We start from the raw sequence: 24,814 nt of genomic DNA on the forward strand, positions 1-24,814 counted from the left end.
GGAGAGACAATCAATGACGCAGAGGATGCGCCGCCGCGTGCTGGTTGCCGGCACGCTTGCTGCGGCAGGCCTGGCAAGTACGGTTCGTGCCGATGTGATGCAGAGCGGCAAGCTGAAGATTGCCCTCGTGTTGAAGTCGATGACTGATCCGTACACGGTAGCGATGGCGAACGCCGCGCAAAATTATCAGAAGCACTTTGCGTCGCAGTTCGGTTTGACCATTCGCGGAACGGCAACGGAGAACGACACGGCCGTGCAGATCCGGATGGTAGCCGAGTTGATCGAGGCGAAGATGAACGCGATCGTCATCGCGCCGACTGACTCGAAGGCACTGACTGCGATCGTGGCGCGAGGGATCAAGGCCGGCATCATCATGGTCACCATCGATAACCCGCTCGATGACGCGTCCCAGGATGCCGCCCATATCTCCGTGCCGTTCGTCGGGCCGAACAATCGCAACGGCGCAACGCAGGTGGGCGATTATCTTGCAGGGCGGCTCAAGGCGGGCGATCAGGTCGGGATTATCGAAGGCATTTCCGCCGACCGCAATGCGCAGCAACGCACGGCCGGCAGCAAGGACGCAATGGACGCGGCCGGCATGAAGGTCGTCGCCATACAAGCCGGCGACTGGGACTATGGGAAAGGGCGGGACGCCGCGTCAAAGATATTGGGGGACTATCCGCAGATCCGGGCGTTGATGTGTGGTAACGACAATATGGCGATGGGGGCAGTGGATGCCGTTCGCGATGCGGGGAGAACCGGCGGTGTCTATGTCACCGGGTATAACGACAGCGACGCCATCAAGCCGCTACTCGCCGACGGCCGGGTGCTCGCGACGATGAATCAGTTTGCCGATCGGCAAGCTGTGTTCGGCGTCGACGTGGCGTTGAAGGCAGTCACCGAACGGAGAAAGCAGAGCGAATTGTCGCGGGTTATCGAAACGCCGCTGCAGCTGGTGACTGGCGTGAATCACTAGGGTCAAAAATTCATTGCGTGCTTGATACCTGGTGCGCGCGGCGTGTCAGCAGAACCCTTCGATATTGTCTATCCGCGCCAGGAAGCGAGCCGTCCAGAAGCAATATGCGAAACGACCTGAACCGGGCAGCATATTGGGTTGCGTTCATTCTTGAACGTTGCCCATTTCCCAATCGTGATGCGCTCGCGGCTCAATTTTCGAATGCAGAGATCGTCAAGCTCTGTGAATGCGGGTGCAATAGTTTTGGGCTTTCGCTGGCCACCCCCGGCAAGGTGCCTCGTATAGCCATAGCTTCGAGCGGACAAGCTTACCGCATGGTGTTTGAAGCGGACTTCCGGGATCGTCGGGAACCGGAGGGTTGGGGCTCGCTTGAGATTCTGCTGTTCGCCGACGAAGCAGGCCATTTAGCCGATGTCGAAATCGACTACTGCGGAAACGGAATACCAATCCCAGAACACCTGAATCTCGAGTTCGCTCTTTATAACGTCTTCATCAGCGACAAGCTCATTCGGAATTGAACGGCAAATGGCGCATGGTCCGTACATCGGATAGTGGCCCAGAGTGTCCGTTTTCGAGACATAGGACTGTCGCTTGTGGGTCGACTACGGTAGTTCATCGTGGGACCGCGTGCGGCCAACGGACGAAACCGCTCGCGCGGCAATGGGGCTTCGGCCCAACGTTAGTGGTTCCGGAGAGGAAACCGACTCAGTTTTCATGTTGAAGGGCGAGGCAATCCTTACTCGACCATCTCTGCAACGTGACAGTGCCAGTCGTGCTCCTTGCCAGTTTACGGTTTTCGCGAACATTTCCCCAGCTTATTCTCGATCGTCGCTGCCTGAGTGGCTACGTTCGACGGATTGACATCCGGTTGCAAGGCACTGATGCGGCTGCAGCGAGCGGAGTGCCATGCCCATCCAACTTGCGCAAGGACAAGCAATGCGCTCGCCCCTATAAAAACAGCACTAATAGGTCGGCCGACGAATATGTCGAGGCTACCTCGGGAGAGCAGGAGCGCGCGCCGGAAATTTTCTTCGACCATTGGCCCGAGCACAAATCCCAGTAAGATTGGTGCTACCGGAAAGTCGAACGCAACGAAGACGGCACCCACGAGACCGAACACGAGCACTTCGCTGACTTCGAACAGGCTGTTGTTGGTACTGAAAACGCCAATTGCGATGAAGAGCAGCGCTGACGGATACAGATACCGGTACGGAACCCGTAGCAGCTTGACCCAAATGCCGATGAGCGGAACATTCAGCAATACTAGCAGTACGTTGCCGATCCAGAAGCTGGCGATGAGCCCCCAGAACAGATCCGCATGCTCGGTGATGAGCGCCGGGCCCGGTTGAATGCCCTTGATGAGCAGCGCGCCGAGAATTAGCGCCATCACGGGGTCGCCAGGAATGCCGAGTGTCATGGTTGGAATGAAGTCCACCTGGGTTTTCGAATGGGAGGCCGCCTCGGGCGCGGCGACGCCTTCCAGTGCACCTTGCCCGAAACGGCCAGGCGTCCTCGACAGGCGCCGCTCGAGTGCGTACGCGATAAACGTGGTGATCGAGGGGCCCGTCCCCGGCATTGCGCCAAACAATGTGCCGATCAGCGTGCCGCGCATCATCGGTAGACATGCCTGCTTCAGCTCGGCCCGACTCGGACGCATGTCTTTTAGCCGGACCCGGGTGTCGCTGCCGATGGTCTGCATCTGGTTGACGTTGCGCAAAAACTCAGTCATGCCAAACATACCAAGCGCCAGCGCGACCAGTTCGACGCCGTCGCCCAGGGCCGGAATCCCGAACGTGAACCGCATGATGCCGCTGTTCACATCTGTGCCGACGAGCCCAATGATCATGCCGGTCACGGTCATGGCGACGCCTTTGAGCGGCGCGCCGCGTGCCATCGTTCCGCCGCACAGCAACCCGAGCAGCATGATCGAAAAGATTTCGGCGGGCCCGAAGCTGAACGCGACCCGCACGAGCAGCGGCGAAGCGAAGATCATGACCACAATGCCGACCGAGGCCGCAAAAAACGAGCAAATGATCGTGATACCGAGCGCCGTCCCGCCTTTGCCGCGTTTCGTCAGCGGATAGCCATCCAGGCAGGTCACCGCGTGCGGCGGATGACAGGGCAGGTTGAGCAGGATCGCGCCGATCGCACCGCCATACTGGGAGCCATAGAAGATGCCGGCCAGCATCAGGATCGCGGGCACGGCCTGCATGCCGTAGGTCAACGGCAAAAGAAGCGAGATGGCGGAAAGCGGGCCCATACCGGGCAGTACGCCGATGAGATTACCGATGAGCACGCCGAAAAAAGACCACATCAGATTGTGCCATTCGAGCGCGACGCCGAAGCCATGCCACAGATCCATCAAGGAAGTGATCATGATTCACTGCCACTGAAACAGTGGAAACTGCACCTGCAATGCCCACCAGAACACTGTCACGCAGATGATGGTCATAGTCGTTGCCAGTATCAGCGCGCTTTTGAACGTGTTCTGACGGTCACCCAATGCAGCAATGAAGACGGTCGCAAAGGTGGCTGGCAGCAGTCCGCCATGACTTCCGAGCAACACGAAAACGCCGATGCTCGACACGATGCAGAGCCAGCCGCGCCACTGCGCGGGTTGCCGCGGTGTTTGCGCCGCGGACTCCGCAGTGCGGGCGATAGCAATGGCGATGCCGGTTACCGCGAGGATCGCGCCGAGTGCAACCGGAAAAAAACCCGGTCCCATCTCGCCGAGGGTACCCACCTGGTAGTTCGTCCCCTCGAGGATCGCTGCGGCGCCTATGGCGAACATCAGGATGCCACCGTGCAGGTCCTTTTTTTTCGTTTTCATCGGTCTGCCACCTAGATATTTCATGGACATTCAAAGTCCCGAAGCCCGGACGATGAGGCGGGCCGGCGGGGATTGCCTCCCTGCCGCCCATCGTCGCATCAGCCGTTGATCTGTCCGGTCATCTGCGTCTTCACACGCAGGGCGGTTGCGCGAATTTCCTCGTCCGTGGGTTCCCGTTTGCGGGCAATCAATTCTGCCTTGACCTCTTTGAGGATGGCCTCCACCTCCGGCTTCTCGACGGGGATATTCAGCTCGGTCAGCTTTTCAGCCATATCCCACACATCGGCTTTCTGACTGAAAAAGGGGATGGCGCGGTTGCCGAAGATCGCTGGCTCGACCGACGTATGAATCCACGGGTCGAAATTGATCAGCGTATCTTCCGGCGTGAAATAGCGCTCGCCGGTGATTGAATGATCGCGCGACACCGGATAGCCAAAGACTTCCTCGCCAAGGCGGCGCAGCGCCGTGAACTGGTCGAGCTTGAGGCCCGTGTCGACCCGGTACAGCAGTTCGAGCGCGGCCGCGACATGGGCCAGGTCGACCTGACCGGCATAGGACCCCGCGCCGTTAATCGACACCTCAACGACGTCGGCGCCCGCGTGAACCCCCGCGAGACAGCGCGCCACGCCCAGGTTGAAGCTGTTGTGCGCGTGGATCACCACCTTCATCTCAGGCGCGATTCGCTTGATGATCGATACGGCATACGCGAAGCCATGTGGCGCGGTGGCGCCGGGGCCGTCGCCGAGCAGGATGGAATGTACTCCTGCCCGCGTCATCTCGTACGTGTATTCCTCGATAAACTCAGGGGTCGCGTAGTTGAGCGAACTCAGATACGCGCAGGTCTTCATGCCGCGCTTTTCCGCATGCTGGATGAGGGAGCGATTCCGCGCAGCGAGTTCCTTGATGTTCATCGGTGGCCGGGCCAGCGTGCGCCAGTCCTTGCCTTCCCATGCGGCCTTCGGCACCTCGGCGCCAGGCCGCAACGGCGCGGTAGCGAAGCAAGGTGGACATTTGATGCTCACGAGGTTGGCGCCGATGCTCGCCATCAGATCGATGCTTTCCACCGTGGTGATCTGTCCCGCTTCGATTTCTGCGTCCGGATTCACACGCCTGATGAGATCGACCTGTTCGCGAAGCTCGTCCGCCCTCTGTCGCGCGAAATAGGTCAGTTCGAACGAGGTAATGCCGACTTCCAGCAAAGCCCGCAGCAAACGCAGCCGGTCCTCGTGAGAGAGGATCACGCCCGAGGCCTGTTCGGCTGTGCGCAGGGTGATGTCCCGCACGAGCACTTTCTTCGGCATGTGGTCCGGCAGGGCGAGGCCTAGCGCTTCCGGTTTGCGGTTCAGTCCGCTTAGACACCACTTGTCAGGCTCGTAGTCTGCGGTTTTGCGCAGATCATCGAGTTCGTTGCGCGCAACCGCGACTTCCTCGTCCGTCAGAAACCAATGAATACCTGCTTTTTTGAGCGGCATGACAGTCTCCTGAAAAATATAAGAAACGAAGCATCGACTCTTTCGCCAAGGCACATTCCGTACATCCAGTTTTCAAGTTCGAATGCCTATTGCGGGGGAATCCCCGCGGCCTTGATGACATCTGCCCAGCGCTGGTGATCAGTACGGATCTGCTCGGCGAATGCTGCGGGGCTGCTGCCCACCAGCTCGCCACCCTGCTGACGGAATTGGGTCTGCACGAACGGCGTTCGCAGCGCTTTGGTGATTTCATCATGGAGCCTCGTCACCACCGCATCGGGGAGATGTGCCGGCCCGATGAGGCCGAACCAGACATACACGTTCATGTTGGGGACACCCGCTTCGTTCATCGACGGGACATCGGGAAGGCTCGCTGAGCGCCTGTCATCGCTGGTCGTCACTGCGAGCGGGCGAAGCTGGCCACTTTTCACCTGGGTAATGAGTGTCGGAAGGGCGCCGAACAGCATTTGCACCTGACCGCTAATGCCGGCCATCGCCATGTCGCCGCCGCCTTTATAGGGAATGTGGACGAGGTCGACTTTCGCCTCTTTCTTGAACAGTTCACCGGACAGGTGAATGATGCTGCCGACCCCCGCCGACCCGTAATTGAGCTTGCCGGGATTGTTGCGCGCGAGCGCGACGAGTTCTCCGACTGTCTTCGCCTTCACACTGGGATTGACGACGAATACTTCCGGAACCTGCATGATCTCCGAAATCGGTGTGAAGTCCTTGACGTCGCTATAAGGCACGCTCTTGTGCAGACTCGGCACGATCGTGAAGCTGGTGTCGGCCATCAGCAGCGTGTAGCCGTCCGGCGCCGATCTCGCGACGAAGCCCGCGCCTACCGAACTGCCGCCGCCGGGCCGGTTTTCGACAATGAACGACTGGCCGGTCTGCTGCGACAGCTGTTGTGCCATGACGCGCGCGACCAGATCGGTCCCGCCGCCAGGCGGATAGGGTACGACAATGCGGACCGGCTGGTCGGGATACGTACCGGCGGCAATGCCAGTGGACGGTTTGCCGAGCAGGCAGGCTGTCAGCAGCAGGATCGCGAACGCGATGCCGTGCCCGGGCAGACTGTGCGTGCTTCTTCGCGGAAAGTCGTTCATGGTTGTCTCCTTTCGCTTGTTGTTTTCGATAGCGCCTGCGGATTCAGCAGGTTGACGGGGCGCCCCGCGGCAAAACCGAGAACGCCGTCGATCGCGATGCTGAAATAGCTTTCGTAGGCCGCTTTTTCGACGTAGCCCAGATGCGGCGTGCACAGCACGTTTGGCATGTCGAGCAATGGGTGGGCACCATGGAGGACCGGTTCGTCCTCGTAGACGTCGACTGCGGCGAATCCTGGGTGCCCTCGCTGGAGCGCTGCAACCAGCGCGCCGGGTTCGATCAGGGCCGCACGGGCCGTATTGACGAGTAGTGCATCCGGTTTCATTCGCGCCAGATCCGCCGCCGTGACAATGCCGCGTGTGGTTCCGTCGAGAGGAACATGGAGGCTCAGCACGTCGGCATTCTCGAAGAAGGTTCGTCGGTCAGGCGCTGCTTCGAATCCTGCCGCCACGATTCGCGCAGCCGTGCCTTCACGCCCCAGGCAGACCACTTTCATGCCGAACGCGGCGCCGATCTGTGCCACGCGCATGCCGATCCGTCCGGGCCCATAGACGCCGAGCGTTTTCCCGTTCAGCCCGTTGCCGAGCGTGGTTTGCCATATGCCGCGCTTGAGGTTGTCCACTTCGCGAGGGATGTACCGCATGCTCGCGAGGATCAGCCCCCAGGTGAGTTCGACGGTCGCTGGCGGAAGGCCGCCGCGTCCCGCCGCGATCGCGATGCCTCGCCTCGTACAAGCGTCGACGTCGATATGTTCGACGTGGTCGCCAGTCTGGACCACGAGCTTCAGGTTCGGTAGCTGCTCGATTAGTGCACCCGGCAATGGCGAGCGGCCTTGCGTCAGCAGGATCGCTTCGAATGCCTGAAGCCGTTGCGCAAGGCGTGCAACGTCCTTTTCTACGTCGTGGAATACCGTGACGTCGTGCTCCGCGAGACGTGGGTAGCAATCGAGCGTACGAAATACTTTCGGATAGTCATCCAGCACGGCGATTTTCAAGGGTCTCTCCGGCGGGTTGTCGTGTCTCTGGGGCCGTGGTTGCGGGGCGCTCGGTATTGCCAGTTTCGTCATGCGTATCGAGAATGTCCACTTCGCGCAGCAGCGTGGTCAGCGAGGTGACAGAGTGCTGCGCGAAGATTTCCAGAGTCGCCGGCAGCAAGACATTGGCCTGCGCATCGCCAACTGCGTGGCCGGCGAGCGACAGGAACTTGCGTTCGATGTGGTCGTGCGACATGGGATTTTCAGGCATCCCCATTGAGTAGTCGACACGTCGGGTCAGGCGCCTGCCGTCACGCATGACGAGCGATACGCGTCCGCCATAGATCTCCGGATAGGCGGCATCGAGTTCGGGATCGACCTCGATCTCCACCCGCTGGGCAAGATCGAACACCTGCTTTTCGCCAATACGCGCCGGCGTGAACTGTTCGAGGAGCGCTTCGCTGTCCAGCATCGCGACGGCAAGGTTGTAGCGCAGACTCATCTGTGCGTTGAGGACCGAATCGGCGCGATATTCGAAGCCGGTTTGCGTCTGGACGACTGCCGGCACGCCCGCGATGACCCGCTCGACGTCGGCGGCGCTGACCCGATATTCGGCTAGCAGCGTAAGCGCCGCGTCCACGCACGCATGGTTGCTGCCGCAGCATGCGTGCGGCTTGAAGCAGACGCCGTCGGTCCGCCATTCGTCGCCGAGACCTCGAGTGATCTCGCCTGGGCGGCTCTCGCCTGACATCGTGAACAGAAAACCGCCGTCCTCGGCTTCGAGGATATAGCGTGGTCCTGCGAAACCCCGTTGGGCCAGTAGTGCAGCGATAACGCCGCTTTGCGCGGCCCGCCCTGGATGCAACCGTTTGCTCATCGCGGCGTCCGCGGTGAACGCCCAGACGCCGGCTGACTGTGTGCCGGCCAGACCGAACGCGCTTGCGGTCAGCGCGGCATCGAAGCCGAGGATGACGGAGGCGGCCGCCGCCGCACCGAACGTGCCGGTTGTTCCTGTCAAATGCCAGCCGCGCATACGCGCTCGGGCTGGATTGCAGGCGAGGCTGACGCGATTCATCGTCTCATAGCCTGCGGCTAGCGCGGTCAGCAGCATATCGCCCGACACCTGCTCGCGCTCGGCCAGTGCCAATGCGACCGGCACGACGACCGCACCGGGATGGATTTTCGCGCGGCTGTGGTCGTCGAAATCGAAACCGTGGATCGCATTGCCTGCGGCGAGTACCGCGTTGGCCGCGGCAACCTTCGTGTGTGCGCCCCATAGCGCGGCCTCGGGTCGACCGCCCAGCTCCGCCGCGAATTCAGTGACGATTCGGCCCCACGGCGTCGTGAGTCCATGCAGCCCACAGCCGATCGAATCGACGAACGCCTGTTTGACAATCTGCTGGGTGTGCTCGGGAATCGCCTCGGGCCGCAAGCCGGCCACAAATTCAGCGAGCGCCATCGTAATGCCGCGATGTTCGCGAGCGGCGTTCTTCCAGGCGGTCAGTTCGTCCATTGTCTCCTCCTGTGCAGCGCTTCCGTGTTCGCGTGGGAAGCAATGCTTCGCGATTCCGTTTGACCGGGCTCAGGATGAGTCCAGCCCTAACGCGTGCGCTTTATTGAGCCTTCATCGTCAGTCGCATCAGCGCCGTGACGTCTTCGCACGTTTCGAGCCGATCGATAAGCGCCGCGATTTCGCTGGCGCGCGCGCGACCCAGCACCGGGCCGCTCAGGTCGTCGAATTTGCCGCGTAGCTCCTGGTCGGTCATGGGATTCTGGATGGACCCCTTGGGATAATCGACCTGGGATACATAGGCCGAACCATCGTCCATCTCCATGGACATCCGGCATGACACGCCGCGCGGCAGCGAGCCGTCGACGGTGATCTCCACACAGTTCGACAACTGCCGGAGGCTCGGGTCCTCAAGCCGCGCGTCGTTGTACTGCGCGAAGAGCGCCTGTCCGTCGGCGAGCGCCACGGCAACCGAGTACGGCAGGCTGACCTGTGCCTCATGGTAGGTCTGCGGCGCCTTGTTTCCATGGTAGCCGGCCCAGTCGGGATGTCTTGCCACCTTGATCGTTCTGACACGGTCGAGGTCAGGTGCAAATTTATCGCGTATCTCGAGTGCGCATCCGATCGCGTTATGGATGGGGCGGGCGCACGAAAAAGGTTTGAATTCGATGTTGAGCTGGTAGCGTGCATCGAGCGCGTCGATGAGTTGTTCGACATTGGCCTCATCGGTGAAGGCGGCAAGGAAGCCGCGCTCGCCTTCGAAGATCGTGTCCGCGCCGCTGAAACCCAGTTGGGCGATCTGTGCCGCCGTCACGCCGTTGCGTGCCGCCGGGCCGGGGTTGAAGCGCTTTTGCATCGACGGTCCATACATTTCCATGAGTCCCCCTGCCTGTGCACCGGCGAGACCGAACGCCGAGATGAGTTGCGCGGGTGTTAGTCCGTACAGGAGCGCGGCGGCCAGCGTCGCACCAAAGACACCGCAGGTCGGGGTAGTGTGGAAGCCCCGGTTGCGCAATGACGGGTTCGCCGCCCGGCTGACCCGCTCCATCAGTTCGCAGCCAGCGGCGAGCGCCACGAGCAGATCCTCTCCGCTCGCCTTGACATGTTCGGCCGCAGCGAGCGCGGCCGAACAGACGGGCGGCGCGAAATGAAACAATGCGAGCACATCGATATCGTCAAGTTCGATGCTGTGCGCCGAAATGGCGTTGCTGAACGCGGCCTGCATCGCAGGAACGCGACGTGCGTCGCCGATCAGCGAGGCGTCGCCGTGACCGCCGCTCAACGCGGCAAAGCGCCGGGCAATCGTGCCGCTTTCGGTCTGGCTGCCGTTGATCGAGACGCCGAGGTAGTCGAGCAGCAGACGTTTGACAGAGTGACGAGTCGGGTCCGGCAAATCGGCGAAGCCTGGCCTCGTGAAGCGCTCGGCGAACTGGGTGGCAATGGTCGGATTCATGAGCGTGTCGCCTGATGGGAAAGTAGCGGTCAGTGGAGTCTGGGCGCGGCCAGCAAGGCTAGCAATTCACTGATGTCATCGAGTTCGTCGAATCGCTCGCACAGGTAGATGATCTGGGCGATATCGCGTGGCGAGAGGCATGATTCCGTGAGCGCCTGGAACTTGATCTCGATCTCCCGCGGACTGATAGGATTCTCGTTGCTGCCGCGCCGGTTCATGATCTCGTGCGTGAGCGTGATGCCACCGCGCGTCATGACACTCACGCGCGCCGCATGGCGAAAGGCGGGCCCGAGCGCCTCGATTTGCGGATCGATACACGCATCGATCCGTGCAATGAAGTCGAGAATTCGTGGGTCCGCGAGCCGCCCTTCGTGATACTGGGCGACAAACGCGACGCCGTCGATCGCGGTCACAGCGAGGCCATAGTAAAGGTTCATCTGAGCAGCGGTCACGCCTTGCGCGCGATATGGCCACGCACAGTGCACATGTGTCATTGCACTGACGCCGACATCGACGTGCATGATGTCGTTCGCGTGCAGGCCGTTGCTTTGCATGATGTACGTGAGTGCGTCGAGAGCCGCATGGATGCTCGTCACGGCGGCGTGCGGTTTGTAGCCGATCTTGGCGGTTTCCCATTCAGTGCCGAGACCGTCGGTCAGGCGCGCGGCGTTAGGCGCGTCCGAATAGGTGCTCAGATAGCCGCCGTAAGGCGCTTCGAGTACATCGACGATGCCGGTGAAGCCTTGTTTCGCCAGCAGGGCGGAATAGACGCCGCTTTGGGCGGCGCGGCCAGCATGAAAGCGTTTCACCATCGCGCCTTCCTGCGCCGCCATCAGTCCACCTGCTTGCGAGCCCACAATGCCGAGCGCATGCTGCATCGCCGTGGCGTCAAGCCGCAGCGCGCGGCCGGCGGTGGCCGCACTGACGAAAGCTCCCGATGTGCCCTGTGGATGAAAACCGCGAAAGAACAGGCTCATTGTGGCGGCATTGCCCACGCGCGTCCCTACTTCGTACCCTGAGGCCATCGCGGTGATCGCTTCGCGCCCGCTGACTTTGCCGGCCCGATCGGCGAATGCAAGGGCGGTTGGAATCGCAATCGAACCGGGATGCAGAATCGATTCCTTATGGATGTCGTCGAGCTCGAATGCATGGCCGGCCGTGCAGTTGACGAGTACCGCATTCGAGATCGAAGTCCGCCGCCCGGTGCGCCACAAGGATGCAACGGGTTTGCCGCCGTCCTCGTCGACCATCGCGAGCACGCGCTGCGTCCACGGTAGGGTCAGGCCGTACAGGCAGCAACCAATACTGTCGAGCAGGCTTGTTTTGATGCGCTCGATCACCGATCGCGGCAGATCCTCGTACTGGAGCAGGGCGGCAAACGTCGCGAGGTCACGCGTCGCGTTATTCAGCAGGGGCAGCTTGGAACCGGTCATGAGGAATCCGTAGATATCACAGTAATGCGAAGCGCGGCAAGCGACGAGCGCGGACATGCCAGTAGGCGATGGCATGCATGGGCGCGCCAGCTAGTCCGGCGGCCATGGCAAAGCCGGTACGTTGAGCCGGACAGCGACGCCTTCGAGTTCGGGCGAAACCGGTGGATAGCGGGCCATGACAAGCGGATCGTGGCCTGGAATGATGTGTTCGTGTGAATCCGCAAGTTGCTCGAGCGTCCGATAGCCGTCTATCGCGTCACCGACGTTGAATACGGTGGGGAAGATACGCCGAGTCTGGAAATGTTCGTAGTAGTGGCTGGCGTCGGACGCGAGCACGACCCAGCCGCGTTTCGTGCGCACGCGCACGCATTGCAGCCCCGGCGTATGTCCTCCGATATGGTGAACGGTAATGCCGGGACACAATTCCGCGTCGCCCGCATGAAATACGACACGACCTTCATAGACCTTGCGTACCATGCCGACTACGTCTTCGACTTCGAACGAATGGCTAAATTGCCGATAACCCATGTAGCGCCCGGTTGCGTACGCCATTTCGTCATCCTGCAGATGAAACCGGGCGCGCGTGAAATCAGCGAAAGTACCCACATGATCGTAGTGCAGGTGTGTGATGATGACGTCCTCGACCTGCTCGGCGTCCACGCCGAGCATCCTGAGCCCGTCGATCGGGCGGCGCAGGAAAGTGCGCCCGCGCTTCGCAGCGACTTCGGCGCTAAAACCAGTATCGACGACAAACACGCGTTGCTCATTGCGTATTAGCCAGACGAAATAGTCCATCTCCATTGGCGCGTCGTGCGGATCTCCGCCAAGGAAATTATGCTGGCGGTCGCCTGGGCGCGACGCATAGCGAATGGCGAACACCTCATAGTCGGGGAGTGCGATTGATGTCTGCGATTGATTCATCGTGCTCCCCCGGTGGCTGACCTGCCATGCTCAAGTGATTGAAATCAGTCTAACTTCCCCTGCTACGAAGATAAATCGTGTGCTAATCCAAACACTGTTGAATCCGTGTCAGCAATCCGGGGCCTTCTTTCAACGGCGCCATGGTCGCGGATCGCGTCCTGCGAAGCTATGGCGCCGCCGTGTAGAGGCGAAAAACGCGCGTGGCGGTGTCGTGAAAGAGCTGCGCCTTGTCGTAGGGCGAAGCGCCATCCGCTATGCGTTTGAAGGCGTTCCATAGGATCGTGTAACTGCAGTCGATCTTTTCAACAGGGAAGTTGGATTCGAACATGCAGCGCTCGACACCGAACTGTTCGATCAGGTAATCGAAGTAACACCGCACGGCGGCGGCAATCTCTTTGCTCGATGCCGGGCGTGGGCGCTGATGTTTGCCGAGGCCGAACGGTTCCAGGCTCAGTCCGCCAAGCTTGACCACAACGTTTGGGCAGCCGGCCAGTTCCGCGATAGATGCGCGCCATTGTGCGAAGGCGGGTTCGGACCGGCTGGTACCCAGCCGGGTGTCCGTCGGGCCCCCGCAATGACTTAGCACGATGACCGTGGACGGGAACGCGCGCGCGAGGTCGATAACTTCAGGTAGTTGATGTTGATAGCAGGTTGCTTCGAACACGAGACGCCGCTCGGCCAGAAGTGCGAAGCCGGCGCGGAAATCCTCGTGCAGCAGCAGTCCTCGAGGCGGCCGCGTGCGGTGCTCGGGAAAGTTGCCGGTATCGTCCCGGAGCGCCACCTGGCGGACGCCTCTCAGCCGCCCTCCGCTTGCCGCGAGATGGGCATCCAGAGACACGGCCGCGGCGTCCCGCTGTGCCAGGTCGACGAAACCGACAATACCGGCGGCGACGCGCGTCGCCCCGTAGAGACCGGATGCGCTCATTGCAGCCATGCCGTTGGCGAATTCCGTCTCCCCAACGGCTCGCAGCACGGGAGGTCCGTTGAGTCTGTACATGGTGCCGCATTCGACATAGACGCTCGAAGCAATGTGATGCCCGCTACCGGTGTCCGCGAGGAATTCATCGAGCAGGTAGCGCGGCGTTACACGCGTCGGGCGTCCGTCCCAGAGATGATGGTGAGCATCGCAGATTGCTAGGTCTGGCTCCAGCGGCTCCTCGATTGTCAGTTCAAGCCAGGCCAGATGCATTTGTAAATCGGACATCGCAGACGTTCTCCATGGCTGATCGCGCGGCGCATCGCCTCAACGGTTGCACTCCGGTTCGAGGATCTGATCCCAAGGCGGGTTCGGCGGCACGAGTCGTGCCAGAAAGTCGACAAAAACCCGCACGCGGGCCGACAGGTTCCGATTGGGCAAATAGATGACCGAGACTTGCGGTCCGACCGTTGCGTAATCACGCAGCGTCACCTTCAGCTTGCCCGCGCGGATCGCGTCGGCCGCAATGAAAGTACTGATCATCGCGATACCGGCACCGGATATCGCAGCCTCAAGCAGAGACTCGGTGTTGTTAAGGTTCAGTGGACCCGATACGGTTTTCGCAAACGTCCGGCCATTTTTCTCGAAGTGCCAGTCGCGATAACGGCCGGTTTGCGGCAGCACGTAAGCGAGACAGCGAAAGCGCTCCAGATCGTCGGGGGTCTGTGGTTCGCCATGCACGCGGAAATAGTCCGGCGACGCGCACGTGACAAAACGCAGATTGCAGAGTTTGCGGGCAATTAGACGAGCATCGGCGGGCACGCCGATAAAGACCGCCACGTCGACCCCCTCGTAGCCCAGATCGACAATGCGATCGCTGAGTTCGCCGTCGATCACGACATCGGGATAGCGCTCGATAAAACCGGGTAGCGCCGGCACGATGACGCGGCGCCCGAATCCCACCGGCATCTGCACGCGAATTCGCCCGCGCGGCGCCGATTGCGTCTGGTTTAGCGCCGCCTCGGCCTCCTCGATTTCAGAAAGGATGTGACTGCAACGTTCGAAGAAACTGCTGCCGTCGTTCGTCAGGCTGACCGAACGCGTGGTGCGATGCATTAGGCGTACGCCGAGTTCCTGCTCCAGCCTGGTGATGGCCTTGCTCACTCCTGATGCGGTTAAGCCCAGCATCCGGGCTGCATCGGTAAAGCTCCGGGTTTCCGCGACCTTGGCAAACACAATGAGCGCATTGAGATTTTCCAATACCTTCCCCGCAATTGATGACTGGGAGTCACCATTGTTTGTAATCATAGGCGATTTATCTTCAAAACTCACATGTCTACACTGCCTTAAAGCCAATCGTAAATAAATAAGAAGTGCGAATCGTGGAACCAAAAACGCTGTAACTTCCCGTCGCTAGCGGCTTGCCGACGTACTGCACTGCAAAACAAAATCGTATTCAGGAGGCAGTCTGATGAAAAGGTCGCTTCTCGCTTGCGGAGTACTTTCGATATGCGCCGGCAGCGCATGGGCGCAGAGTTCCGTCACCCTGTATGGAATTCTGGACGAAGGATTGAACTACAACAGCAATTCTGGAGGGGCGAGGTTATACAACATGTCGAGCAGCGTCCTGCAGGGTAGCCGGTGGGGATTACGGGGTGCCGAAGATCTCGGCGGCGGAGCCCGGGCGATCTTTATGGTCGAAAACGGTTTCGATCTCGGAACAGGAAAAATGAGCCAGGGCGGCCTGCTGTTTGGCCGCCAGGCATACGTTGGTATCGCCAGCCAATATGGCAGGATCACGTTGGGTCGCCAGTATTCGCCTCTCGACGAAATGGTCGGCTTGCTGGAAGCGGGGACGCAGTGGGGCGGCAGTCTAGCGGTCCACCCGGGAGATATGGACAACTTCGACAGTACGCTGCGAATCAATAACAGCGTCAAGTATACGAATAGCTTTGGGGGATTGAGCCTTGGCGGCCTCTATAGTCTTGGCGGCGTCGCGGGCGACTTCACGCATAACCAGATCTGGTCGGTCGCGCTTGGCTATGTCAATGGTCCACTGGTGTTGGGTGTTGGCTATCTCGACGTGCGGGATCCGAATACTTCTTTCTTTGGCAATGGCGGAAGTCCGGCCGCTGTGGTGGGCGGGGTGCCCGGTAACAATATGACCGCCGCAGTCTATTCGGGCTATGCGTCCGCCAGCACGCAAGGAATCTTCGGCACTGGCTTTGCATATACCATTGGGGCGGCCACGGTCGGCGGCACCTATTCGAACATCCGTTTTTCCGGGCTCGGGAACAAGGCCGCGGGTCCCAATCCGTCGGGGTATAAAGGTTCTGTCACGTTCAACGACATCGAGGTCAATTTCAAATACCAATTTACCCCGACACTGCTGGCGGGCGTTGCCTACAACTACACGAGGGGGAGTTCGCTCAACGGAGCCGACCCGGCGAAATACAATCAGTTCTCTGCCGGCGTGGACTATTTCTTGTCCAAACGCACGGACATCTACGTGATTGGCGTTTACCAGGCGGCATCGGGAAAAGACTCGACGGGGCATGCCGCGGTCGCTCAGATCAACCAGCTATCGGCGTCGACATCGGATCGCCAGGGCGTCGTACGCCTAGGAATTCGTCACAAGTTCTAGAGCAGGTACCGAAATCGCTGAGCTTGTCTCGGCGGTCACGGGTGAGGGAGTTTTTGACAGTCAAAAAATGCGCGACGGCATTGCTGTGGTATTGGAAAGAAGATGCTCTAACAGGAACCAGGCCGCCCGATCCCCTGGAGTGGCCGGGTCGACGCTGCATGGCGCCGTGACACCAGGTCTGCGTCTATTGATATCGCTTTGTTCTGCGGCCGGTGTTGCTTTGAGGCTCCTTCTGAGAGGTGAAACAGAGGAACGTCGCCATGCCATTGGTACTATAGTGTTTCCCAAGTATTTCAATTCTGCCCGAAAACCCAGACCCACCCTGGATTTGAGGAGCGTTGCGGAGGGGATACTGAGGGCCGACCCAGATATCAAGGTAGGGCATTGGGCGCAGCGTCTGGGCGTGCAATACAATACGCTCTCTCGTGAGATTCCCGACCTAATGAATCGGTTACGGAATGAACGGAAACAGCGGGCGATAGTGCAGTGGTGGCGAGATCATCTCCGTTTTGCCAGGCAGTTGCGAGCGGTAAAGCGTCAGCTTCTCGCGGAAGGACGCTCGTTTAGCGACCGTAATATATTTGAACGCTCCCGGCTCGTATCGCGATCGCAAGCAGAGAGCCGGTTGTTCCGGTTTGTGTGCGACAGGCCCTAGCATACGGAAGCAGGGGCGCCGCGTGCAGGTGGCGACGGATTCAAAGCAATTGTTGAAAGAATTTTCATTAAAGCAATAGCTGATTTTTTCGATCAACTTATGCTTTATTCGTCATCACCTGTCAAATAAAGCGAAAGCAGGCAAAAAATAAACCAAAAATTGAACGTGAGATCGGATGTGCGGTGCGATGCATCCGACGCTGAATGAACCAAAAGTCTGCAATCATTTGCAGAAATAAATCAAAAGATGAGATTGTTTTATTTTCAACGTGGCGCCTTGATTTTTAATATTATTTTGTGGAAATGGATTGTTGGATAAAGCATATGTTGAGCTTTTCGCGGTCGTAACGCTCTGACTGCAACAGTTCAACGGGGTATTAAGCAAAAGGTGGTGCCCTCGAGAGGTTCGGCGACGTGGCCTGGATTTTTCCGGTTAAGGCGAAAAGTATGGAGCGGGCGTCCTCAACTATTCGAAATCAGGATTGCTGCAGGCTTATCACTTACCCAGATACCGAACGGAACATGCCAGCGCGCTCGCTGACCGGGCTGCTCGTGAGTGTGGGAAACCGTTGTCTGACGCCCCGGGGCAGACTGACTACCGTGAGCCTCGTGCTGCTTTGCCTGTCTGTTCAACGCGGCCATTCCGAAAAAGATAAATCTCTAACTATTTGAGGGCTCTCGAGCAAAAAAGCGCGACTTGAACAAACTCTTGGCTTTTTTGTTGCACAGCTGTGGTGCACTCATCCTCAGTTTTTGAGACCATTTCTGAGACAATCGAATGTTTCAGGCCCGACCCGGGGGATATCATATGCCCGCACGGCACGGATCCGAAGGGAACGATTGGCGATCTGTTTTCGGATTCCGTGGTTGATGCTGCGCTCGACGCCATTGGCGGACGGTCGCAACCGGCAAAGCTTCTATGGCCGCAACGCTATTTCCCAGTCATTCCCGGAGTCACATTGTGAACCAGGTCAACGCGACCAAAGCTACGGCTCAGGAACGGGTGCCCGAAGCGAACCAGTTGCTTACTCTTTCTTTTGTTTCAGCAGTAGGGCTTGCTGGAAGAGCGCGCTGGCGATAACGGATAGCATAGCCCCGGTTTTGGGTTCGCGCAGACTCGCTGAAGTGAAGTCTGCAACTGCAGCGTCTGGCTAGGCGCCAGTGGTAGTTGAATAAAGTGGTTGCGCCCGGAAAATCTCACAACTTCTGCAGTGAGGGTGGGTAATCGATTTGTAGCCGTCCGACTCAGTCGCAACTTCGACCAGAGTGGAAGCGCCACGCGCTCCTTTCTGTCAAGGCGCCGCTCTATCGTCGCTGAAGACCAAATGGTTGCTCTCCTGCAGCAGTCGAGTGTAATTGCGAGCAGAATGGCACGTTCATCGTTGAACCTGATCAAACGATCACTGGTTCGGGGCGACCCACAAGTTTTTCTTATTCTTCCATAGTTGGCATTCGTCGTCGTTCTCGTGTCTTGGCGGGAATTCGTTTGGTGAGTTCTCACTCCAAGAGCGGGGAACTTCCTGTAACGAGCATCACTCAGCGCCCGATTGCCCCAGCTTCTGGCTGATGCAATTGTCTTGTCTAGTCCAACGCCGGGAATAAATTGATCGGTCTGGCTGTTGTCAAAGGTCTAGAGGACACGCAGATAACGAAGGCATGCTGGCTGGCTTAGGTTTGACACCTCTGGAACGGTTCCGCATACGATTCCGGGTGCGCTGCCAATCAGTCGAAGATTCGCACGTTATTACTCTGTCGAAAACGCAAAGGAGCAGCGATTTATGGACACGGCAACGCAACACAGAAGCTCCGTCAATTCATCGGACCCACTGGGTTCGGGGGAGCACAACGTATACCTTAATGGAGTCGATCTTCATTACTACGTTTGCGGAAACGGCCCGCTATTGTTCCTGATATCGCCGGGTTGGGGAGTGGGTAGCGGCTATTTGCAAAGAGGCTTCAAATCCTTGCAGAAGCGGTTTCGTCTGGTTTTTATGGACACACGGGGAAGCGGTCTTTCTGGTCGCCCGGCTGATTACACGAAGATGAGCAGTCACGATATGGCGGATGATCTGGAGGCACTCCGCGAGTTCCTCGGACTTTCTGCCATTCAGCTTCTGGGCCATTCGAACTCCGGAGCCATTGGACTCTCTTACGCCGAGCGGTACCCGAATCGTGCCGAAAAGCTGGTGCTCATTGACAGTCAGGTACTGGGCTTCGATGCAAACGCCGATACGCAGGCATTGTTGAAGGTAAAAGCTGAAGACCCTCGGTATCAAGCAGCGGTTCAAACGGCGATTAGTTATTTTTCTGGTAGAAGCCAACGCTTTTCCAACGATGAGGATTTATCGGCTTTTGTGGCAGAAATTTTACCGCTGTACCTTGCAAATCCCGAAAAGAATCTGATGTCGGCGAGAGAGCAACTGCTGGTTGAGCCGATCGCCCTTTACGCGTTCGTGGCGCAAAACGCAGCCGACAAAGTGGCCGCGAGCGATCAGGTAGCTCTGTTTGATCAAATTCGCGCGACCGTGCTGATTATGGCGGGGAGGCATGATTGGATTTGCCCCGTGTCTGTTTCTGAGCGCCTGCATGCAGGTATTCATAAATCTCGCCTGGTGATATTTGAAGAAAGCGGCCACATGCCTTGGATCGAGGAGCCCGAAAAATTCTCGGCCGAGTTGTTACCATTCCTGGAGGGGTGATGAGGCGGCGGCCACTGGTTGCGCGTTGTACTGTCGACAAATGTCGGCACGCTGTCGGCGCGCGTAAAAATATCGGCTTCTCCCTATGCCGACGCGATGCACTTTGCTTCGAGGAAGGCTTCCAGGCCGAATACGCCGAACTCTCTTCCGATGCCTGATTGCTTAACGCCGCCGAAGGGCGCAAGAAGCTCCGGACTGATGCGGTTAATTAGCACCGTGCCTGCCTCAAGCTCGGATGCAAGACGAGCGGCTCTCTCAGGCCGAGAGGAGAATACATACGCTTGCAGCCCATAGATCGAGTCGTTGGCAATGCGGACAGCGTCGTCCTCGTTATCGTAGGCAAAAATAGACAACACGGGTCCAAAAATTTCTTCTCGCGCGATCTCCATGTCATTGCCGACGTCCGAAAAGACGGTCGGCTTCACAAAGTATCCTTTTTCCAGACCTGCGGGCCGTCCTTCGCCACCAACAATCAGCGTGGCGCCCTGTTCGTGGCCGCGGCGAATGAAATGCTGCACCCGGTCGTATTGGGCGCGATTGACCAAAGGTCCGACAACGGTCAATGGATCGCGAGGGTCGCCCACCCGCATGGTGGTGACGATGTTCTTCACGTGTTCGATCACCTGGTCGAGGCGCGAACGCGGAACGAGCAACCGAGTGCCCGCGATGCAGGCTTGGCCGTTGTTCATAAAGGCCGAACTGAGGGCGAGTGGAATTGTTGTGTTCAGGTCCGCATCGTCCAGCACGATTGAAGCGGATTTGCCGGTGAGTGCCAGGCTTACCCGCTTCATGGTCTCCACGCCCGCGCGCGCGATGAGCTTGCCGGTCGCAGTGGAACCCGTAAAGGAAATCTTTGCGATGCCGGGGCTAGTGCTGATTTCGTCGCCGACATCCGCGCCCCGTCCGAGCAGAATATTGAAGACGCCCGCCGGCAAACCTGCGTCATGCAATGCTTCGGCGACCACCTGGGTTTGAAGAGGACTCAGTTCGCTGGGTTTGATCACCGACGCGCAACCCGCAGCAAGGGCCGAGGCAAGTTTGCTGCATATAGTGCCGGCGGCGCTGTTCCAGGGGGCGATCAGGCCCGCGACGCCGACTGGTTCCATTATGATTGTGGCCTCGCCCGCGCGGCGCGTCAGATCATAGGTTTCGAGTGTTTGTGCCGCGTTCGCAAAGCATTGGGAGGCGTATTGACTGACCCATTGGGCGCGAGCTATAGGGCCGCCGTATTCGTCAATCGTGGCATCGCGGATTGCTTCGGAACGCACCAGAACCGCCGCCTGGAGTCGCTTAAGCATATCAATGCGCTCCGTCTTCGTGGTTCGGCCCAGCGTCTGTTGGGCGTGCTGCGCGGCGGCGATCGCTCGTCTCGCGTCGTCACGATTGCCTAGCGTGACGGTGCCGATAGGTTGTTCCGTCGCCGGATTGAGGATTTCCACGACTTCGTTGCCGAGCACGGGGACAAACGACCCATTAATGTATGCCTGCTTAAAGTTCCACACGGAAATTCTCCTTACCTTTCGCCGGCTGAATGCCGGTATGTCGTCAGTGTAGGGACGATGGATTGTTTTGATAATATGCCGATACGTGGACGAGTTATTGTGGAAACCAGAACAATGAACCGAAGCGGGCTAACCGAACTGGAAGTGGTGCTGGCTGTGGCCAGGCGGCACGGATTTCGCTCGGCCGCGGTCGATCTGGGCATGTCTACATCGGCGGTCAGCAACGCGGTAGCAAGCCTCGAAGCAAGGCTTTCAACCCGTCTGTTCCACCGCACGACGCGCAGCGTCTCGCTGACTGAAGCGGGCCGACAATTCGTGGATCGTATTGAGCCCGCTGTGATCCATATCCAGGAAGCGATTGCGGCGGTTAGCGACTGCGAACCCATGCCGACAGGAACGCTACGCATCAATAGCTCGCTCGGGGCGGCGCTCATGGTTTTCCAGCCCATTGTGCTGAAGTTTCTCAGCCGCTACCCAGGCATGACGGTCGACATGGTGACGGAAGGCCGGATGGTGGACATCATCGCGGAAGGCTTCGATGCCGGTCTACGCATGAGTTCGCTTGTTCCGCGTGACATGATCCGTGTCCCGCTCAGCGCAGACATACCCATGACGGTGGTCGGTTCGCCCGACTATTTCGCCAGAAATCCGAAACCCGCCAAGCCCGCCGATCTCGCCGGACATGCTTGCATACGCACTCGCCTTCCGGGCGGCATGCCATCACCATGGGAGTTCGTGCAGGGGGGCGAAAGACTCAGTATCGAAGTGCCAGGTCAATTGGTTCTCGATGCCCCCGTCCTGATGCTGGAAGCCGCACGGCAAGGTATTGGTCTGGCGCAACTGGCCGAGTGGTATGTGCTGGATGATTTGGGCAGCGGGCGTCTGGAGCGCGTAATGGACGAATGGACGGCGCCCGGACCAGGCTTGTGCCTTTATTTTTCCGGCCATCGTCATCTCCCGGCCGGGCTGCGCGCGCTCATTGACCTCATTCGTGAGGATGGTTTACGCAGCGCTCCCGCCGGTGCTGCTTGAATGCCCAGCCCGCAATTCACCTAAGGGACCCCATTCTGCATAGTTAAAAGAGCCTTGCTAGACTGTTTGCGCACTGGAAGCGTCGTAGTTATTCGGTGCGTCAGTCGGCGACAACCACAACTCAGAGACAGTAGGCCCGCGCGGCCCGATTACTCTTCAGGATTACCGGCTGATCGAGAAGCTGGCCCACTTCGATCGCGAAGTCATTCCGGAGCGCCGCGTGCATGCAAAAGGTTCGGGCGCTTTCGGTACGCTGACCATCACGCACGACATCGCACAATACGGCACAGCCAAAGTAATTGAATTGGGCGAAGTAACGCCGATATTCCTGCGCTTCTCGACTGTCGCCGGAGAACGCGGAGCTGCAGACGCTGAACGCGACGTGCGGGGTTTTTCAATCAAGTTCTATACCGAGAACGGAACCCCCAACGCTGCTTATTTTCGCCGACGCCTCCCTAATGCACTTGAATTCGATTCGGGCGTGTTGTGTGGAATCTACATTGATCTCGCGGTCGTGCACCTAAATCATAGGGACCTTGCATGACCGCCATAAAGCGTGCTGCACACGGGCTTCATAGCCGGCGCGTCGTGCAAGCGAAAATACAGAGACGCTAGGTGATCAGCCCTTGTCGCTTTTTGCTGGTCTCATTGACACATTCGCTCCGATGGCCGGGCTCGGCCGGGCCCGGCGGCGCAACTGAGTGACTCTGCGCGTTAGCACATCGCCTGCAGCTACAGAACGCTACATTTTATTTATGGACAGATCAGTCCATAAAGAGCTATCTTGCGCCTATGACACGACCGCGAGAATTCGGCTGCGACGAAGCGCTCGCGAGCGCCAATTTAGTCAAATAAAGGGAGTCTTATTTTGAAGGCCATCACAATGAAGTGCCCGGGCGGCCACGAAGTGCTTGAGTACGTTGACCGACCGGACCCTGTGCCAGGCCCGGGAGAGGCAGTCGTCGAACTCGCCATCGCGGGTGTCAATTTCATGGACATCGGCGTGCGGCAGGGCATGGCGTGGAATACGATGCCCGATCCCAAGACGCTTGGTGTCGAAGGCGTCGGGCGAGTGATCGCACTTGGCGAAGGGACAGAGGGCGTCCGCCTCGGCCAGCGTGTCGCATGGGTTTACGCACCGGGCAGCTATGCCGAGAAGGTGCTGATGCCCGCAAGTTCGCTCGTGCCGGTGCCCGACGAGATCGACGATCGGCTTGCAGCTTCCGCGATGATGCAGGGGCTAACCGCGAGCCATTTTGCAACTGATTTTTATCCGGTTCAATCCGGCGACATCGCGCTCGTGCATGCGGCGGCCGGCGGCCTGGGCTTGCTGCTCACACAGATCATCAAGCTGAGAGGTGGCCATGTGATTGGTCGTGTGTCATCGGCTGACAAAGCTGCGATCGCGCAAGAAGCAGGCGCGGATCATGTGATCGTCGACACTGAGGGCGAGTTTGCCGATGAGGCGATCCGGCTCTCGGGTGGTGAGGGCGTACACGTCGTCTATGACGGTTCGGGGCCGAAGACGTTCAAGGGGTCGCTAGATGCGCTTAGGCGATCAGGCACGCTCTGCTGGTATGGCCCCGTGCTCGGCGGTCCGGGACCGTTCGACATCATGAGTCTGCCGAAGAGCATCAAGATCGGCTATGCGGTATTCGCTGATCACATCCACACGCCGGAACTGCTTCGCTCGCGCACGGCGCGGCTGTTCAATCTTATTGCCGAAGGCAAACTCAAGATCCGCGTAGGAGGCGAATACCGGCTCGCCGACGCGGCGAAGGCGCACGCCGATATGGAAAGTCGCGCGACGACCGGCAAGTTGCTGCTCGTGCCAGATTGACGCGGGCGCGTGATCCTTTGATAGCCCACTTTGGCCGATTGGCCTGGATTACACGCCCGGCGACGTGAAGATTTAAGCGATCCCCGCTCTGAAAGCTGCTGTTCGTTCCTCGCGATCTCAAGCGGCGGGGCAAGCCATTCGGCATTCGTGCTGCGTCCGCTCGTTGCGTGTCAACACGCGCTGCGCCGTGTGCTGATAATACTGACCTTATCGGGCCACGGTTTGCGCGGGTTTGTCGAGCGATACGTTTTGATACTTCGTGGACACACACGGGATACATTCCGCGCTTCTAATGACTGCAAGGCGTCAGGTTAGCCCCGTTGGGGAAAACAACCGACGCAATATGTGCTCACGCACATCGAAGCCGCAGTGTTAGTCCAGTCACTCAAAACGAGTTTTTCTCAGACCTCAAAAGGATCAAATTATGAAACTTCGACAACTCGTCGTTAGCAGCGGCGTCGCGATTGTACTTGCGACTTTTGCATGCACGGCAGCATTCGCCGCGGACGCTACGGTTGCTACCTCGGACAGCACTGTGGCGACAAGCAAGCAGGCACCGACGAAAAAGGCTGTTCGCATAGCTAATCGCGCATTTTCGAAAACGGTCCAGAAAGCCATTTTCAAAACCTCGGGTCTCCAACAAACATCAATCGCAGTTTTCGGCAATGCGAAGACGGGGCATGTGACGCTGGCCGGTCAGATTGAAAGTCAGGACCAGGACGGCCTTGCCATCGAGGCAGCGAAAAAAGTACAGGGCGTGACCTCGGTCAGCAGCAACCTGACACTGCACGAGCAAGGCGGAAACTGAGCGAGTAGAGCGGCACACGGCGCGATGACTGAATCAGGCAACCGCGC

Annotated in this window: 19 protein-coding genes and 1 pseudogene; 8 read left to right on the top strand and 12 right to left on the bottom strand. The window is 59.0% G+C overall.

Going from position 1 to position 24,814, the window contains the following annotated elements; genetic code table 11:
- The first annotated feature begins 13 nt into the window (after window positions 1-13).
- Together PQQ95_RS13400 and PQQ95_RS13405 are read left to right on the top strand one after the other, a co-directional pair.
- Window positions 14-976 (top strand): substrate-binding domain-containing protein, encoded by a 963-nt coding sequence (locus tag PQQ95_RS13400; protein WP_408437857.1) that lies wholly within the window; start codon window positions 14-16, stop codon window positions 974-976.
- Window positions 977-1,080: 104 nt separating this feature from the next.
- Complete coding sequence (locus tag PQQ95_RS13405) at window positions 1,081-1,494, top strand: hypothetical protein (protein ID WP_408437858.1); 414 nt, start codon at window positions 1,081-1,083, stop codon at window positions 1,492-1,494.
- A 269-nt stretch (window positions 1,495-1,763) separates the two neighbouring features.
- On the opposite strand, the gene PQQ95_RS13410 is transcribed toward PQQ95_RS13405, so the two are convergent.
- From PQQ95_RS13410 to PQQ95_RS13460, 11 genes are all read right to left on the bottom strand, one after another.
- The gene (locus PQQ95_RS13410; protein ID WP_408437859.1) at window positions 1,764-3,353 is read right to left on the bottom strand and encodes a tripartite tricarboxylate transporter permease; all 1,590 of its coding nucleotides are present in this window, start codon (window positions 3,351-3,353) and stop codon (window positions 1,764-1,766) included.
- A 3-nt stretch (window positions 3,354-3,356) separates the two neighbouring features.
- Window positions 3,357-3,806: a tripartite tricarboxylate transporter TctB family protein gene (locus tag PQQ95_RS13415; protein WP_408437860.1), complete on the bottom strand. Its 450-nt coding sequence runs from the start codon at window positions 3,804-3,806 to the stop codon at window positions 3,357-3,359.
- Window positions 3,807-3,904: 98 nt separating this feature from the next.
- Window positions 3,905-5,278 carry a hydroxymethylglutaryl-CoA lyase-like TIM-barrel protein gene (locus PQQ95_RS13420; RefSeq protein ID WP_408437861.1) on the bottom strand — a complete coding sequence of 458 codons (1,374 nt, stop codon included), beginning with the start codon at window positions 5,276-5,278 and terminating at the stop codon, window positions 3,905-3,907.
- A gap of 86 nt (window positions 5,279-5,364) precedes the next feature.
- A complete protein-coding gene (locus PQQ95_RS13425) occupies window positions 5,365-6,384 on the bottom strand; it encodes a tripartite tricarboxylate transporter substrate binding protein (protein WP_408437862.1) in 1,020 nt (339 codons plus the stop codon).
- The gene (locus tag PQQ95_RS13430; protein ID WP_408437863.1) at window positions 6,381-7,376 is read right to left on the bottom strand and encodes a D-2-hydroxyacid dehydrogenase family protein; all 996 of its coding nucleotides are present in this window, start codon (window positions 7,374-7,376) and stop codon (window positions 6,381-6,383) included. The genes PQQ95_RS13425 and PQQ95_RS13430 overlap by 4 nt, the downstream gene beginning before the upstream one ends.
- Window positions 7,354-8,868, bottom strand: coding sequence for an MmgE/PrpD family protein (locus tag PQQ95_RS13435; RefSeq protein WP_408437864.1), 1,515 nt, complete (start codon window positions 8,866-8,868; stop codon window positions 7,354-7,356). Before PQQ95_RS13435 ends, PQQ95_RS13430 begins: the two co-directional genes overlap by 23 nt.
- A 100-nt stretch (window positions 8,869-8,968) precedes the next feature.
- Window positions 8,969-10,318 carry an MmgE/PrpD family protein gene (locus PQQ95_RS13440; protein ID WP_408437865.1) on the bottom strand — a complete coding sequence of 450 codons (1,350 nt, stop codon included), beginning with the start codon at window positions 10,316-10,318 and terminating at the stop codon, window positions 8,969-8,971.
- 29 nt (window positions 10,319-10,347) lie between these two features.
- Window positions 10,348-11,751, bottom strand: a complete 1,404-nt coding sequence (locus PQQ95_RS13445; protein WP_408437866.1) for an MmgE/PrpD family protein — start codon at window positions 11,749-11,751, stop codon at window positions 10,348-10,350.
- Window positions 11,752-11,841: 90 nt separating this feature from the next.
- Complete coding sequence (locus PQQ95_RS13450) at window positions 11,842-12,672, bottom strand: N-acyl homoserine lactonase family protein (RefSeq protein ID WP_408437867.1); 831 nt, start codon at window positions 12,670-12,672, stop codon at window positions 11,842-11,844.
- A 166-nt stretch (window positions 12,673-12,838) separates the two neighbouring features.
- The gene (locus tag PQQ95_RS13455) at window positions 12,839-13,876 is read right to left on the bottom strand and encodes an amidohydrolase family protein (protein WP_408437868.1); all 1,038 of its coding nucleotides are present in this window, start codon (window positions 13,874-13,876) and stop codon (window positions 12,839-12,841) included.
- Window positions 13,877-13,915: 39 nt separating this feature from the next.
- The gene (locus PQQ95_RS13460; RefSeq protein ID WP_408437869.1) at window positions 13,916-14,920 is read right to left on the bottom strand and encodes a LysR family transcriptional regulator; all 1,005 of its coding nucleotides are present in this window, start codon (window positions 14,918-14,920) and stop codon (window positions 13,916-13,918) included.
- 139 nt (window positions 14,921-15,059) lie between these two features.
- Here PQQ95_RS13460 and PQQ95_RS13465 point away from each other — a divergent pair, with 139 nt between their 5' ends.
- On the top strand, window positions 15,060-16,232 hold the full coding sequence (locus PQQ95_RS13465; RefSeq protein ID WP_408437870.1) for a porin: 1,173 nt from the start codon (window positions 15,060-15,062) through the stop codon (window positions 16,230-16,232).
- A 2,432-nt stretch (window positions 16,233-18,664) separates the two neighbouring features.
- Window positions 18,665-19,585, top strand: coding sequence for an alpha/beta fold hydrolase (locus tag PQQ95_RS13470; RefSeq protein WP_408437871.1), 921 nt, complete (start codon window positions 18,665-18,667; stop codon window positions 19,583-19,585).
- A gap of 83 nt (window positions 19,586-19,668) precedes the next feature.
- Here PQQ95_RS13470 and PQQ95_RS13475 read toward each other — a convergent pair whose 3' ends face one another.
- Window positions 19,669-21,087, bottom strand: a complete 1,419-nt coding sequence (locus PQQ95_RS13475) for an aldehyde dehydrogenase family protein (protein WP_408437872.1) — start codon at window positions 21,085-21,087, stop codon at window positions 19,669-19,671.
- Window positions 21,088-21,201: 114 nt separating this feature from the next.
- Here PQQ95_RS13475 and PQQ95_RS13480 point away from each other — a divergent pair, with 114 nt between their 5' ends.
- From PQQ95_RS13480 to PQQ95_RS13495, 4 genes and pseudogenes are all read left to right on the top strand, one after another.
- Entirely contained in the window at window positions 21,202-22,119 is a 918-nt protein-coding gene (locus PQQ95_RS13480; RefSeq protein WP_408437873.1) for a LysR family transcriptional regulator, read from the top strand.
- Between the two features lie 94 nt (window positions 22,120-22,213).
- Window positions 22,214-22,540: pseudogene (locus tag PQQ95_RS13485) on the top strand (catalase); the annotation flags it as partial.
- Window positions 22,541-22,987: 447 nt separating this feature from the next.
- Window positions 22,988-23,959, top strand: a complete 972-nt coding sequence (locus tag PQQ95_RS13490; RefSeq protein ID WP_408437874.1) for a quinone oxidoreductase family protein — start codon at window positions 22,988-22,990, stop codon at window positions 23,957-23,959.
- 424 nt (window positions 23,960-24,383) lie between these two features.
- Window positions 24,384-24,767, top strand: coding sequence for a BON domain-containing protein (locus PQQ95_RS13495; RefSeq protein WP_408437875.1), 384 nt, complete (start codon window positions 24,384-24,386; stop codon window positions 24,765-24,767).
- Window positions 24,768-24,814 lie beyond the last annotated feature (47 nt).

Source organism: Paraburkholderia caffeinilytica (assembly GCF_046030355.1).
GTDB lineage: Bacteria > Pseudomonadota > Gammaproteobacteria > Burkholderiales > Burkholderiaceae > Paraburkholderia > Paraburkholderia caffeinilytica_B.

What these genes read in the sequence shown, in the direction of transcription:
- PQQ95_RS13420 (WP_408437861.1), bottom strand. Translation starts at nt 5,278, where the DNA reads ATGCCGCTCAAAAAAGCAGGTATTCATTGGTTTCTGACGGACGAGGAA.
- PQQ95_RS13480 (WP_408437873.1), top strand. Translation starts at nt 21,202, where the DNA reads ATGAACCGAAGCGGGCTAACCGAACTGGAAGTGGTGCTGGCTGTGGCC.
- PQQ95_RS13410 (WP_408437859.1), bottom strand. Translation starts at nt 3,353, where the DNA reads ATGATCACTTCCTTGATGGATCTGTGGCATGGCTTCGGCGTCGCGCTC.
- PQQ95_RS13495 (WP_408437875.1), top strand. Translation starts at nt 24,384, where the DNA reads ATGAAACTTCGACAACTCGTCGTTAGCAGCGGCGTCGCGATTGTACTT.
- PQQ95_RS13450 (WP_408437867.1), bottom strand. Translation starts at nt 12,672, where the DNA reads ATGAATCAATCGCAGACATCAATCGCACTCCCCGACTATGAGGTGTTC.
- PQQ95_RS13415 (WP_408437860.1), bottom strand. Translation starts at nt 3,806, where the DNA reads ATGAAAACGAAAAAAAAGGACCTGCACGGTGGCATCCTGATGTTCGCC.
- PQQ95_RS13470 (WP_408437871.1), top strand. Translation starts at nt 18,665, where the DNA reads ATGGACACGGCAACGCAACACAGAAGCTCCGTCAATTCATCGGACCCA.
- PQQ95_RS13440 (WP_408437865.1), bottom strand. Translation starts at nt 10,318, where the DNA reads ATGAATCCGACCATTGCCACCCAGTTCGCCGAGCGCTTCACGAGGCCA.
- PQQ95_RS13400 (WP_408437857.1), top strand. Translation starts at nt 14, where the DNA reads ATGACGCAGAGGATGCGCCGCCGCGTGCTGGTTGCCGGCACGCTTGCT.
- PQQ95_RS13455 (WP_408437868.1), bottom strand. Translation starts at nt 13,876, where the DNA reads ATGTCCGATTTACAAATGCATCTGGCCTGGCTTGAACTGACAATCGAG.
- PQQ95_RS13465 (WP_408437870.1), top strand. Translation starts at nt 15,060, where the DNA reads ATGAAAAGGTCGCTTCTCGCTTGCGGAGTACTTTCGATATGCGCCGGC.
- PQQ95_RS13445 (WP_408437866.1), bottom strand. Translation starts at nt 11,751, where the DNA reads ATGACCGGTTCCAAGCTGCCCCTGCTGAATAACGCGACGCGTGACCTC.
- PQQ95_RS13435 (WP_408437864.1), bottom strand. Translation starts at nt 8,868, where the DNA reads ATGGACGAACTGACCGCCTGGAAGAACGCCGCTCGCGAACATCGCGGC.
- PQQ95_RS13405 (WP_408437858.1), top strand. Translation starts at nt 1,081, where the DNA reads ATGCGAAACGACCTGAACCGGGCAGCATATTGGGTTGCGTTCATTCTT.
- PQQ95_RS13425 (WP_408437862.1), bottom strand. Translation starts at nt 6,384, where the DNA reads ATGAACGACTTTCCGCGAAGAAGCACGCACAGTCTGCCCGGGCACGGC.